The sequence below is a fragment of the Streptomyces sp. CO7 genome (assembly GCF_053474865.1).
In genome coordinates this window covers 349648-364207 of sequence record NZ_JBRIOU010000008.1, presented here as the reverse complement: position 1 = coordinate 364207, position 14560 = coordinate 349648, and the positions used below count along the sequence as shown (strand labels likewise).

At 73.1% G+C, this 14560-nt stretch carries 9 protein-coding genes; all 9 read left to right on the top strand.

From position 1 onward, the window contains the following. Positions 1-564: 564 nt before the first annotated feature. A complete protein-coding gene (locus ACOV8S_RS26555; RefSeq protein ID WP_448320822.1) occupies positions 565-2028 on the top strand; it encodes an FG-GAP repeat protein in 1464 nt (487 codons plus the stop codon). Between the two features lie 217 nt (positions 2029-2245). Then, complete coding sequence (locus ACOV8S_RS26550; RefSeq protein ID WP_448320821.1) at positions 2246-3721, top strand: VCBS repeat-containing protein; 1476 nt, start codon at positions 2246-2248, stop codon at positions 3719-3721. A gap of 189 nt (positions 3722-3910) precedes the next feature. Beyond that, complete coding sequence (locus tag ACOV8S_RS26545; RefSeq protein ID WP_448320820.1) at positions 3911-5380, top strand: FG-GAP repeat protein; 1470 nt, start codon at positions 3911-3913, stop codon at positions 5378-5380. Positions 5381-5553: 173 nt separating this feature from the next. After that, on the top strand, positions 5554-7041 hold the full coding sequence (locus ACOV8S_RS26540; RefSeq protein ID WP_448320818.1) for an FG-GAP repeat domain-containing protein: 1488 nt from the start codon (positions 5554-5556) through the stop codon (positions 7039-7041). 202 nt (positions 7042-7243) lie between these two features. Next, complete coding sequence (locus tag ACOV8S_RS26535) at positions 7244-8731, top strand: FG-GAP and VCBS repeat-containing protein (RefSeq protein ID WP_448320817.1); 1488 nt, start codon at positions 7244-7246, stop codon at positions 8729-8731. Between the two features lie 278 nt (positions 8732-9009). Further along, positions 9010-10509 (top strand): integrin alpha, encoded by a 1500-nt coding sequence (locus ACOV8S_RS26530; protein ID WP_448320815.1) that lies wholly within the window; start codon positions 9010-9012, stop codon positions 10507-10509. A gap of 125 nt (positions 10510-10634) precedes the next feature. Continuing rightward, entirely contained in the window at positions 10635-11468 is an 834-nt protein-coding gene (locus tag ACOV8S_RS26525) for an FG-GAP repeat protein (protein WP_448320813.1), read from the top strand. 123 nt (positions 11469-11591) lie between these two features. Further along, complete coding sequence (locus tag ACOV8S_RS26520) at positions 11592-13106, top strand: FG-GAP and VCBS repeat-containing protein (RefSeq protein WP_448320811.1); 1515 nt, start codon at positions 11592-11594, stop codon at positions 13104-13106. 185 nt (positions 13107-13291) lie between these two features. Next, on the top strand, positions 13292-14560 hold a 1269-nt coding region (locus ACOV8S_RS26515; RefSeq protein ID WP_448320810.1), incomplete at its 3' end, for an FG-GAP and VCBS repeat-containing protein.

The following is a 14560-nucleotide window of genomic DNA, read 5'->3' as shown; positions in this document are numbered from 1 at the left end:
CGTCCCCACCGCGCACGAGCCGGAACTCGGCGACCGGTTCGCCGACTGACGCCAGGCCCCGCGCCGCCCCAGGCCCGGGCCGGCCGCCCCAGGACCGGGCCGGGCCGCCCCGGGACCGGGCCGGCCCCGGACGCGGGTGATCAGGCCCACTCCCCCGTCCCCGCGACCATGCCCGGCCGCCGGGGGTCTTCACCGGCGTCCGGGCGCTCACGCCGGACGTTCCGGCGGCAACGGCGCCCTCACCTACGTGCCCTCCACCGGCGGGAGGATCGCCGGCACCGGCCGTGCGCTCTCCCCGACGGCGCTCGGCGTCTCCACGGCGGGCCAGCCGCACATCGGTTACAACCTCGCCGACTGACCCACCCGCCTGCCCGCGCCCCGGGCCCGGACGCCACCACGGCCTCCGGGCCCGCGGCGTCCCACCGGTCGAACATCATTTTCCTCTCCCGTACAACCGATCCCGCCCGTCGTGGGTCTGATCACCGCCGATCTCCCCTGCTCGGCAGCTCCTCCCCGGGGATCCCGGCGTGCCGCCGCTCCCCGCACAGCACCTGAGGGAACCGCATGCGCAGAAAGACCCGCACCACTCTCGCGACCGTCGCCGCCGCCGCGGTGACCGGCGGGCTGCTCACCTTCGCCGCCTCGACCACCGCGGTCGCCGTCGACGGAACCGTCGCCTCGCAGGCCGACTTCGACAACGACGGCGTCGCGGACGTGGCTGCCTCGGCGACGGCCACCGTCGCCGGCAAGGCGGAGGCGGGCCAGGTCGTCGTCGCCTACGGCGTCCAGGGCACCGGCCTGACCACCGCCAGGAGGGCCCTGGTCAGCCAGGACACCTCCGGCGTCCCCGGCGGCGCCGAGACCGGCGACCGGTTCGGCGACAAGTCCGCCTACGCCGACTTCGACGGCGACGGCTACGACGACCTGGCCGTCGGAGCGCCCGGGGAGGACCTCGGCACCGACAAGGACGCCGGCACGGTCACCATCCTCTGGGGCTCCGCCAACGGCATCACCGGCGCCGGCGCCGTCCAGATCGACGACCCCGCCCCCAGCTCGCACGACCAGTGGGGCCGCCTGCTCGCGGCCGGCGACTTCGACGGCGACGGCAAGCAGGACCTCACCGTCGGCACCAGCAAGAGCAAGGTCTACGTCTTCAAGGGCGGCATCGGCCGCGAGGGCGCCTCCGGCAGCCGCCAGACCGTCCAGACGCCGATCATGACGGGCGCCACTCCGTTCCACCTCACCGCCGGCAACGTCAACGGCGACGCGGCCACCGACCTGGTCGTCAGCGGCTACGAGCCCACCGAGGGCTGGACCCGCAACTTCCTGCTGCTCGGCACCGGCTCGGGCCTGGACACCTCCGGCTTCCAGGAGATGCGCCCCGGCATCATCAGCGGTGTCGGCGACATCAACCACGACGGCTTCGGCGACATCGTCAGCGGCGCCATGTGGAACGCGGCCAACGAGGACGGCACGACCACTCCCTACTCCGCCAAGGGCGGCAAGGTCTGGATCACCTACGGCAGCCAGTACGGCGTCGGCACCATTCAGGGCATCACGCAGGACACCTCCGGCATCCCCGGCACCAGCGAGTCCAACGACATGTTCGGCCACGAACTGGACCTGGGCGACGTCAACGGCGACGGCTTCCTCGACCTCGCGATCGGCGTCGTCGGCGAGAACGTCGACGGCGTGACCGACACCGGCTCGGTCCTGGTCCTGTACGGCAAGGCCTCCGGCATCAGCGGCACGGGCACCCAGTACATCGACCAGAACACCGCGGGCGTCCCCGGTTCCAACGAGAAGGGCGACATGTTCGGCATCGACGTGAAGCTCGACGACGTCAACGGCGACGCCAAGGCCGATCTGGTCGTCGGCAGCGGCGAGAACGACTACAACGGCGCCATCACCTACCTGCCGTCCGCCGGCGGCAAGATCACCGGCACCGGGTCCCGCGCGCTCTCCCCGTCCGCGCTCGGCGTCTCGACGGCGGGCAAGCCGGGCGTCGGCGTGAACTTCGCCGACTGACCCACCCGCTCCACACCACTCCTCTCCCGGAAGCCGGGACGCCGTGACCGCGTCCCGGCTTCCGGCGTTCCGCCGTATCGACCCGATCGGTCTTTCGTTCGGGTTCCGTACAACCAACCCCACCCGTCACAGGTCTGACTCCTGCCACCACCCCACGTTCGGCCTTCTTCTCCCCGGGGCGCAGCACCCGCCCCCACGTGGTTCTAAGGGGATCCGCATGCACAGGAAGACCCGCACCACCCTCGCGACCGTCGCCGCCGCCGCGGTGACCGGAGGGCTGCTCACCTTCGCGGCCACCACGCCCGCGCTCGCCGTCGACGGCACGGTCGCCTCGCAGGCAGACTTCAACGGCGACGGTGTCGGCGACGTGGCGACCTCCGCCGACGGCGCGTACGTCTCCGGCAAGGCGTACGCGGGCCAGGTCGTCGTCGCCTACGGCGCCAAGGGCACCGGCATCACCTCCGCCAGGCGCACCGTGATCAGCCAGGACACCTCCGGCGTCCCCGGTGGCGCCGAGACCGACGACGGCTTCAGCAGCGACACCGCCTACGCGGACTTCGACGGCGACGGCTTCGACGACCTGGCCGTCGGCGCGCCCTGGGAGGACCTGGGCGACGACGAGGACGCCGGCATGGTCACCATCCTCTGGGGCTCCGCCAACGGCATCACCGGCGCCGGCGCCGTCCAGATCAACGACCCGGCCCCCACCTCGCACGACCAGTGGGGCCGCCTGCTCGCCGCCGGCGACTTCGACGGCGACGGCAAGCAGGATCTCACCGTCGGCACCAGCAAGACGAAGCTGTACCTGTTCAAGGGCGGCATCTCCCGCAACGGCACGTCCGGCAGCCGCCAGACGGTGCAGGCGCCGATCTCGACCACGCGGCCGCTGTACAACCTCACCGCGGGCGACGTGAACGGCGACCACCGCACCGACCTGGTGGCCAACGGCTACACGCCCGAGGCCTCGGGCGGCTACTACTGGGACCGCAACTTCCTGCTGTTCGGCAGCGCCTCCGGCCTGGACGCCGCCGGTGCGCAGGAGCTGCGTCCGGGCATCATCAGCGGTGTCGGCGACATCAACCACGACGGCTACGGCGACATCGTCAGCGGCTGGCACCAGAACAAGGTCCAGGACGGCGTCACGGACTCCTACGCGGCCGACGGCGGCAAGGTCTGGATCACGTACGGCGGCCCGTCCGGCGTCGGCACCGTCCAGGGCATCACCCAGGACACCTCCGGTGTCCCCGGCTCCGCCGAGCTGAACGACATGTTCGGCTTCGAGCTGGACCTGGGCGACGTCAACGGCGACGGCTTCCTCGACCTGGCGGTCGGCGTGGCCGGCGAGAACGTCGACGGCGTGACCGACACCGGCTCGGTCGTCGTCCTCTACGGCAACGCCTCCGGCATCACCGGCACCGGCTCCCAGTACATCGACCAGAACACCGCGGACGTCCCCGGCTCCAACGAGAAGGACGACTCCTTCGGGCTGGACGTGAAGCTCGACGACGTCAGCGGTGACGGCAGGGCCGACCTGGTCGTCGGCAGCGGTGAGAACGACGGCAACGGCAGCGTCACGTACCTGCCGTCCGCCGGCGGCAGGATCACCGGCACCGGCTCCCGCGCCCTCTCCCCGACGGCGCTCGGCGTCTCCACCACGGGCCGCCCGTACGTCGGCTACAACTTCGCCGACTGACCCACCCGTCGACCGCTCCCCGGGCCGCCGCCACGGCCACGGCCCGGGGGGCGAACATCTTCACAACTCCCGTACAACCAATCACACCTGTCACCGGTCTGATCACTGCCGGCCACCCAAGGCCCGGCCTCGTTCCTCCCGGGGACCCGCGCTCGGCGCCGCTCCCCGCACGGCATTTGAGGGAACCGCATGCACAGGAAGACCCGCACCGCCCTCGCGACCGTCGCCGCCGCCGCGGTGACCGGCGGGCTGCTCACCTTCGCCGCCGCGACCACCGCGGTCGCCGTCGACGGCACCGTCGCCTCGCAGGCGGACTTCAACAACGACGGCATCGGCGACGTCGCCACCGTCGCGTACTCCACCGTCTCGGGCAAGAGCTACGCCGGCCAGGTCGTCGCCACCTACGGCGTCAAGGGCACCGGCATCACCGCCACCAAGCGCACGCTGCTCAGCCAGGACACCACCGGCGTCCCCGGCAGCGCGGAGACCGACGACCACTTCGGCGACGACACCGCCTACGCCGACTTCAACGGCGACGGCTACGACGACCTCGCCGTCGGAGCGCCCGGGGAGGACCTGGGCGACGACAAGGACGCCGGCATGGTCACCATCCTCTGGGGCTCCGCCTCCGGCATCACCGGCGCCGGCGCCGTCCAGATCAACGACCCGGCCCCCACCTCGCACGACCAGTGGGGCCGCCTGCTCGCCGCCGGCGACTTCGACGGCGACGGCAAGCAGGACCTGGCCGTCGGCACCACCAAGAGCAAGGTCTACGTCCTCAAGGGCGGCATCACCAGGACCGGCTCCTACGGCAGCCGCCAGACGGTGCAGACGCCCATCATCACCTCGGCGGCGCCCGCCAACCTCACCGCCGGCAACGTCGACGGCGACGCGACCACCGACCTGGTGGTCAGCGGTTACGAGACCGACAGCCCCGAGGGCTGGAACAGCAACTTCCTGCTCCTGGGCACCACGTCGGGCCTGGACACCTCCGGCTACCAGAAGCTGCGCCCCGGCGTCATCAGCGGTGTCGGCGACATCAACCACGACGGCTTCGGCGACATCGTCAGCGGTGTCAGCTGGAACGCGGTCACCGACGACGGCACGCCCATTCCCTACGCCGCCAAGGGCGGCAAGGTCTGGATCACCTACGGCAGCCAGTACGGCGTCGGCACCGTCCAGGGCATCACGCAGGACACCTCCGGCATCCCCGGCTCCAGCGAGACCAACGACCAGTTCGGCCACGAGCTGGACCTGGGCGACGTCAACGGCGACGGCTTCCTCGACCTCGCGATCGGCGTGGCCGGCGAGAACATCGACGCCGCCACCGACACCGGCACCGTGCTCGTGCTCTACGGGAACGCCTCCGGCATCACCGGCACGGGCTCCCAGTCCTTCCACCAGGACACCGCGGGCGTCCCCGGCTCCAACGAGAAGTACGACATGTTCGGCATGGACGTGAAGCTGGACGACGTCAACGGCGACGCCAAGGCCGACCTGGTCGTCGGCACCGGCGAGAACGACGGCAACGGCAACCTGGTCTACCTGCCCTCCAGCGGCGGCAAGATCACCGCGACCGGCTCCCGCGCGCTCGCCCCGAGCGCGCTCGGCGTCTCGACCGCGGGCTACCCGGTGGTCGGCGCCAACTTCGCCGACTGACCCTCCCGTTCCTCACCCCGGGGGCCGTTACCCGACCGTTATCCCGCGTTCACGATTCCCGCGCAACCAACCCCACCCGTCACAGGTCTTGATCAGCGCCGGCCACACTTGGCCGGCCTCGGCACCCCGGGAAGGCGGCACCCCGCCTCCCCGCGTGGCATTGGGGGAATCACTTGCACAGGAACACCCGCACCGCCCTCGCGGCGGTGGCGGCGGCCGCGCTGACCGGCGGCCTGCTGACCTTCGCCGCCTCGACCGCGGCCGTCGCCGCCGACAGCACCGTCGTGGCGAAGGCGGACTTCGACAGGAACGGCAAGGGCGACATCGCCGCCTCCGCGGCCTACGCCTACGTCGGCGGCAAGGACGCGGCCGGCCAGGTCGTGGGCCTGTACGGCAGCAGCAAGGGCGTCGTCTCCACGATGAACACCCTCATCAGCCAGAACACCTTCGGCGTCCCCGGCACCGCCGAGACCGACGATCTCTTCGGCCTGGAGACCGCCTACGGCGACTTCAACGGCGACGGCCGGGACGACCTCGCCGTCGGCGCGCCGGGCGAGGACACCACCGCCGGCGACGACGCGGGCTCCGTCACCATCCTGTGGGGCTCCGCCTCCGGCCTGACCGGCACCGGCGCCGTCACCCTGGCGGACCCGACCGCCGGCGAGTGGCGCATGTGGGGCTGGACCATGGCGGCCGGCGACTTCGACCACGACGGGACGACGGACCTCGCCGTGGGCGGCGCCGGCAACTCCCTGTACGTCTACAAGGGCGGCATCGGCAAGACCGGCGCGACCGGCGGCGGTTACACGGTGGACCTGCCGCTGCACGACAGCGCCTGGAACCTTCAGGCGGGCGACGTCAACGGCGACAAGGCCACCGACCTCGTGATCAACGGCGACACGCTGCCCGTGCTCGACTACCCGACGGACGGCCGCGACGAGTACGTCCCGGACCAGAACATCCTGCTGTTCGGCGGCGCCTCGGGCCTCACCGCCGACGGCGTCCAGACGCTGCGTCCGGGTTACATCACCGGCATCGGCGACATCGACCGCGACGGCTACGGCGACATCGTCAGCGGCTTCGGCTGGGACGACGCGTACGAGGACGGCGGCAGCATCCCCTGGTCCGCCAAGGGCGGCAAGGTCTGGATCACCTACGGCACCGCCGCAGGCGCCGGCCGGATCACCGGCATCACGCAGGACACCTCCGGCGTGCCGGGCTCCTCCGAGAAGGAGGACCACTTCGGCTCCGACCTCGACCTCGGCGACGTCGACGGCGACGGCTACCTCGACCTGGTCGTCGGCGTGTCCGGTGAGGACGTCGACGGCTACGACGCGACCGGCAGCGCCGTCGTCCTGTACGGCACCGCCGACGGCATCACCGGCGCCGGCGCCCAGTCCTTCCACCAGGGCAGCGCGGGCGTCCCCGGCAACAACGAGCACGGCGACATGTTCGGCATCGACGTGAAGCTCGACGATCTCACCGGCGACGGCCGGGCCGACGTGGTCGTCGGCTCGGACGAGAACGGCAACGGCTCGGTGACGTACCTGCTGTCCAGCGGCGGCAGGATCACCGCGACCGGCTCGCGCTCGATCTCCGCGACCTCGGCCGGCGTCTCCACGACGAACTTCCCGAGCTTCGGCTGGAACTTCGCCGACTGACGCCGCCCGGCGTCCGCCGTTCCGCCGCGCACCGGGCGGCCGCGCCGGCACGATGCCGGGCCCCGGCCGCACGGCCGGGAAAAAAGCCGCCCCACCCGTACAACCCGCACCACCCCTCACGTGTCTCACCCACGCCGACCGATCATGGACGGCCTCCCACGGGGACGCGCGTACGCGCCCCGAGTGGCATTGGAGAACCCACATGCAGAAGAAGACCCGCACCGCCCTGGCGGCGGTCGCCGCCGCGGCGCTGACCGGCGGGCTGCTGACCCTCACCGCCGGCACGGCCGTCGCCGCCGACGGCACACTCGTCGCGAAGGCCGACTTCAACAAGGACGGCAAGGGCGACGTCGCCACCTCCGCCCACCGTGCCTCCGTGAACGGCAAGGGCTGGGCCGGCCAGGTCGTCGCCCTCTACGGCACCAGCACCGGCGTCGTCTCCACCAAGCGCACCGTGATCAGCCAGGACACCTCCGGCGTCCCCGGCGCGGCCGAGGCCGAGGACATGTTCGGCTGGGAGACCGCCTACGGCGACTTCAACAAGGACGGCTACGACGACCTCGCCGTGGCCGCCCCCGGCGAGGACACCACCGCCGGCACGGACGCCGGCTCCGTCACCCTCCTGTGGGGCACGTCCTCCGGCCTGACCGGCACCGGCGCCCTCACCGTCACGGACCCGACCGCGGGCGCGGACCGCTGGTGGGGCTCCTCGCTGGTCGCCGGCGACTTCGACGGCGACGGCCGGACCGACCTGGGCGTCACCGGGTCCGACGACAACACCCTGCACATCTTCAAGGGCATCACCAAGACCGCCGTCGGCACCCGCTACAGCGTCAGCCTGCCCACCTACGCGGCCGCCTGGAACCTCCAGGCGGGCGACGTGAACGGCGACAAGGCCAGCGACCTCGTGGTCGACGGCGACCTCGGCCCCGAGGTGGACCAGGTCCCCGAGGACCCGACGGCGGACCCGCTGTACATCGAGCAGAACGTCCTGCTCCTCGGCAGCGCCTCCGGCCTCACCACCGAGGGCTCCCAGCGGCTGCGCCCGGGTTACGTCACCGGCATCGGCGACGTGAACAAGGACGGGTACGGCGACATCGTCAGCGGCTTCACCGCCGAGGCGGGCGGCGAACTCGGCGACAACGTCCCGTACAGCGCCACCGGCGGCAAGGTCTGGATCACCTACGGCTCCGCCGCGGGCATCGGCCACATCACCGGCATCACCCAGGACACCTCCGGCGTCCCCGGCTCCTCCGAGACCGACGACGGCTTCGGCTGGGACCTGGACCTCGGCGACGTCAACGGCGACGCCTACCTCGACCTGGTCGTGGGCGTGCCGTGGGAGGACGTGGACGGCTACGAGGACGCGGGCAGCGTCGTCGTGCTGTACGGCACCGCCAACGGCATCACCGGCACCGGCGCCCAGTCCTTCCACCAGGGCAGCGCGAACGTCCCGGGCGACAACGAGCTCGGCGACTGGCTGGGCTACGACCTGAAGCTCGACGACGTCACCGGTGACGGCCGGGCCGACGTGATCGCCGGCTCCGACGAGAACTACAACGGTGCGGTCCTGTACATGCCGTCCAGCGGCGGCAAGATCACCGCGACCGGTTCGCGCTCGATCTCCCCGACCTCGCTCGGCATCTCCACCTCCGGCGAGCCGGGCCTGGGCCAGGTCTTCGCCGACTGACCCCACAGCGGCCCCTTTGGGGAATCGTTTCGCCTCGCTTGCCCCGGCCGGGGCGCCGCACCCAGCGGCGCCCCGGCCGCAGCCGTCCTCCCGCCGGCCCGCACCGCCCGTCCCCCACACCGTCCCCGCGGCCGTCCGCACAACCGGCGCCACCGCTTCCGCACAACCGGTCGCACGCCTCACGGGTCTCCACCCGCGTCGGCCGATCACGGGCGGCCACCTCGTTGCTCGTTCCTCGTTCCTCGTTCCTCGTTCCTGCGCGACTCGGGAGACCTCGGATGCACCGCACGACACGCACCACCCTGGCCACCGCCACCGCGGCGGCGCTCACCGGCGGGCTGCTCGCCCTGCTTCCGGCGCCGCCCGCCGCGGCCGCGGACGGCGCGGTCTCCTCGCAGGCCGACTTCGACAGGGACGGCAGGGGCGACGTCGCCACCGCCGCCCCCGGCGCGTACGCGGGCGGCAGGCAGGCGGCCGGTCAGGTGGTCGCCCTTCACGGCTCGGGGACGGGGATCTCCGGCGGCGACCGCACGGTGGTCTCCCAGAACACCGCCGGGGTCCCCGGCGCCGCCGAGACCGAGGACTGGTTCGGCGCCGAGACCGCCTACGGCGACTTCGACGGCGACGGCTACGACGACCTCGCCGTCGGCGCGCCGGGCGAGGACGTCCCCGGCGACCGCGACGCGGGATCGGTCACCCTGGTCTGGGGCTCCCCCTCCGGCCTGACCGGCAGCGGCTCCGTCACCGTCAAGGACCCCGCCCCCCACGACCACGACATGTGGGGCAGCCGGCTCGCCGCCGGCGACTTCGACGGCGACGGCGAGGACGATCTGGTGATCGGCAGCACCGACCCGTCCGCCCTGTACGTGATCCGCGGCGGCTTCACCAGGTCCGGCGGCACCGGCGGCCACCGCACCGTCGCCCCTCCGCACAGCGGCGCGGCTCCGATGGGCCTCACGGCCGGGGACGTGACCGGCGACGGCGCCACCGATCTCGTCGTCAACGCCTACCTGGGCCACTCGGACGACGATGGCAACACCTCCTACACCTACGACAACTTCCTGCTCCGCGGCGGCCCTTCCGGCCTCACGAACGAGACGCGCGAGGAGGTGCGCCCCGGGTCCTCGGTGGCCTTCGGCGACCTCGACCAGGACGGGTACGGCGACCTCGTCAGCGGTTTCTGCGGGGACCGGTCCGAGGACGAGGGCATGCCCGAGCACGGCGCCGTGGGCGGCCAGGTCTGGATCCAGTACGGCTCCGCCACCGGCATCGACCCCGCTCGCACCACCGCCGTCCACCAGGACACCCCCGGCGTCCCCGGCGCGGCCGAGGACGACGACTGCTTCGGCGGCAGCGTGGACCTGGGCGACATCGACGAGGACGGCGACCTCGACCTGGTGGTGGGGGTCCCCGGGGAGGAGGTCGGCACAGCGGTGCGCACCGGCAGCCTGGTCGTCCTGCGCGGCTCCGCGGGCGGCATCACGACCGCCGGCGCCCAGTCCTTCCACCAGGGCACCGCCGGCGTCCCCGGCGCCAACGAGGCCCATGACACCCTCGGCCGCGACGTGCGGCTGGACGACGTCACCGGCGACGGCCGCGCCGACCTGGTCGCCGGCAGCCGGGAGAACGGCGTGGGCGCCGTCCTGTACCTGCCCGCCGCGAGCTCCGGCGCGATCACCGCCACCGGTTCCCGCGCCGTCTCCCCGGCCTCGGCGGGCATCTCCCCCGCACCCGCCTCGTACGCCATGCCGCGCTTCTCGGAGGACTTCGCCGACTGACGCGCCGCCGTCGCGGCATCCGCCGCCCCGGCCGTACAACCCGCACCGCCTCTCACAGGTCTCACCAACGCCGGCCCGTACCAGGGCTGCCGCACCGTCCCTTCCCTCGTGGCTCGGAGAACCTGATGAACCGCACGACGCGCACGGCCCTGGCGGTCACCGCCGCGGCCGCTCTCGCGGTCGGCGGCGCCGTGGTCCTCATCTCCCGGCCCGAGCCCGTGGCCGGCTCCCACGCGGCGCGGGACGCCGCCGGTCACCGTGCAGGCCCTGGTACCCGGCTCGCCGACGCCGGGGAGACGGGCCGCCACCCCGACCGCCCGGACGTCGACCACGACGCGGACGGGAAGGCCGACCTCGTCACCTCCGCCGCCAACGCCCGCGTAGGGCACAGGGAGTCCGCCGGGCAGATCGTCGCCCTTCACGGCGGCGCGAACGGCCTGGCCCGCGCCGTCGGCATCACCCGCGACACCCCCGGAGTCCCGTCGGCCTCGTCCGGCGACAACGCGTTCGGCGGCGGCCTGGCCCTCGGTGACATCGATGCCGACGGCCGTCTCGACCTGGCGATCGGCATCCCGGGCGACAACATCGGCGGCGTCTGGGACACCGGCGCCGTCGTCCTCCTGCACGGCACCGCCGACGGCATCGGCACCGCCGGGGGCCGGTACCTGCACCAGGAGACGGCCGGCGTCCCCGGCAGCCACCGCAACGGCGACCGTCTCGGCGAGGACCTCCTGCTGGACGACGTCACCGGAGACGGCCGGGCCGACCTGATCGCGGCCGTTCCGGGTGAGGACGGTGTCGGCGGCATCCTGTACCTTCCCGCCGACGGGACGGGCGCGATCACCACCGCCGGCGCCCACGTCCTCTCCCCCGCCTCGGCCGGCGTCCCGGCCCGGCCCACCGACCGCCACGACTCCTACGTGTGGGCACCGGGATTCGCCGAGCACTTCGCCGACTGACCAGGTCGCCGCCCACACCGACCCCACCCACCGCACCGTCACCGACCGCACCGACTTTCCGCCCCGGCCTCAGGCCGGTCCGCACCACGTACGCGCCGAGCGCGTCGGGAGGAACCGAATCCCGTGAACCACCGCACCAACCGCGCCTCGCGCACCGCTCTGGCGACCGCCGCCGCGGCCGTCCTCACCGGCGGTCTGTTCACCGCGGCGTCCGCCCCCGCCGTCGCCGCCGACGCGGCCACCGTGCTGCGGCCGGACTTCAACTGCGACAAGAAGGGCGACGTCGTCACCGGCGTCACCTGGGCGACCGTCGGCGGCAAGGCCGAGGCCGGCCAGATCGTCGCCCTCTACGGCACCAGCACCGGGGTCTCCTCCAGCAAGCGCACCGTCATCAGCCAGGACACCGCCGGCGTCCCGGGCGCCGCCGAGGCCGGGGACTTCTTCGGCCAGGACACCGCCTACGGCGACTTCGACAAGGACGGCTGCGACGACCTCGCGGTCGGCGCCCCCGGCGAGGACGTCACGGGCGACGCCGACGCCGGTTCGGTCACCATCCTGTGGGGCTCCGCCTCCGGCCTGACCGGCACCGGCTCCGTCACCGTCAAGGACCCGGCCTCCTCCTCGCACGACAAGTGGGGTCTCAACCTCGCGATCGGCGACTTCGACGGCGACGGCCGGAACGACCTGGCGGCCACCACCACCAAGACGAAGCTGTACGTCTACAGGGGCGGCTTCACCCGGACCGGCGCCAACGGCGGCTGGTACGGCGTCGAGACCCCGCTCTACACCGGCGAGCCCTACCCGGAGAACGTGCCGCCGCCGTACAACCTGCAGGCCGGCGACGTCACCGGCGACGGCGCCACCGACCTGGTGATCGACGGCATGGAGTTCGACGAGTTCGACGGCTACCCGCACAACTACCTGTTCCTGGGCGGCAAGTCCGGCCTCCAGAAGGAGAGCTACCAGGAGCTGCGCCCCGGTGTCGTCACCGCGATCGGCGACATCGACCGTGACGGCTTCGGCGACATCGTCAGCGGCGCCGAGTGGGACGAGGCCGAGTGGAACGGGGCCGACGAGTACGTCGACACCCCGCACGGCGCCCGCGGCGGCCAGGTGTGGATCACCTACGGCACCGGAACCGGCGTCGACGAGATCACCGCCGTCAACCAGGACACCTCGGGCGTCCCCGGCTCCTCCGAGACCGACGACATGTTCGGCTACGAGCTGGACCTGGGCGACGTGAACAAGGACGGCTACCTCGACCTCGCGGTCGGCGTCCCCGGCGAGGACGTCGACGGCCACGAGGACGCCGGCAGCGTCGTCGTCCTCTACGGTTCCGCCGCGGGCATCGACGGGACCGGCTCCCAGTCCTTCCACCAGGGCTCGGCGAGCTTCCCCGGAGACAACGAGGCCGGCGACATGCTCGGCATGGACGTCAAGCTCGACGACGTGACCGGCGACGGCCGTGCCGACCTGGTCGCCGGCTCCTGGGAGAACGGCAACGGTTCGGTCGTGTACATGCCGGTGAACACCACCACCGGCAAGATCACCGCCTCCGGCTCGCGCTCCATAGCCCCCTCCGCAGTCGGCGTCTCCACCGCCGGCTACCCGGGCTTCGGCGTCAACTTCGCCGACTGACCGGTCCTTCGGACGAGGCCCCCGGCAGGGCACGGCGGTGTCCTGCCGGGGGCCTTCCGCGTCCGCGCTACAACCAACGCGTGCTCTGCGGTGTCCACCAGTCAGCCGTGCCGTCCGGCGCACGGCATCCCTTCCGGGCACCGTGGCCCCCCACGCGGTACCCGCGTGGCTTTGGAGAATCACCGATGAACCGGAGAACACGCACCGCACTCGCGGCCGCCGCCGCGGCAGCCCTCACCGGCGGGCTGCTCACCCTCACCTCGGCGGCCCCCGCCGCGGCCGCCGACTCGGCCGCCGTCGACCGTCCCGACTTCGACGGCGACGGGAAGGGCGACATCGCCACCTCCGCCTACGGCGCGTACGTCGCCGGTGAACACCGGGTCGGGCAGCTCGTCGTCCTGTACGGCGCCCGCGGCGGCGTCTCGCCCACCCGGCGCACGGTGATCGGGCAGAACAGCGCCGGCGTCACCGGGACGCCGGAGAGGCTCGACGGCTTCGGCTGGGACCTGGCCCACGGCGACTTCGACGGCGACGGGTACGACGACCTCGCCGTGAGCACCCCGTGGGAGGACACCGCCGGCGACGGCGAGGCCGGCATGGTCACCCTGCTGTGGGGCTCCCCCGCCGGGCTCACCGGCAAGGGCTCCCTGGTGCTCACGGACCCCGCCCCGCGCACCCACGACTGGTGGGGCTACTCGCTCGCGGCGGGCGACTTCGACGCGGACGGCACCACCGACCTGGTGGTCAACGGCTACGAGCAGGGCGAGACCCACCCGTACACCGACAACTTCCTCTTCCTCGGCGGCGCCTCCGGGCTGCGGACCGAGGGCCACCAGGAGCTCCGGCCAGGCGTGAACACGACCGTCGCGGACATCGACCGGGACGGCTACGCGGACGTCGTCAGCGGCGCCTCCGCCCGTGAGCCGGGCGACGGCTGGGAGACCCCGCACGGGGCGGTCGGCGGCCTGGTGTGGATCACCTACGGCTCCCCCGGCGGCCTCGACCCCGCCCGGACCACCGGCATCCACCAAGGCACCCCCGGCGTCCCCGGCGTGAGCGAGCGCTACGACCGGTTCGGGGACTCCGTGGACCTCGGCGACGTCGACGGGGACGGCTACCTCGACCTGGCCGTCGGCGTGCCCGGCGAGACCGTCGACGGGGTGGCGCGGGCCGGCCGGGTGCTCGTCCTGCGCGGCGGCCCCGGCGGCGTCGTCACCACGGGCGCCCTGTCCCTCCACCAGGGCACCACGGGCGTGCCCGGTGCCCTGGAGCCGCACGACCAGATCGGCTCCGCGGTCGAGCTGGACGACGTCACCGGCGACGGCCGCGCCGACCTGACCGCGGGCTCCTACGAGAACGACCACAACGGCGCCCTCCTCCACCTGCTCTCCGCCGGCGGCCGCATCACCACCACCGGCGCCCGCGCCCTCTCCCCCACCGCCCTCGGCGTCTCC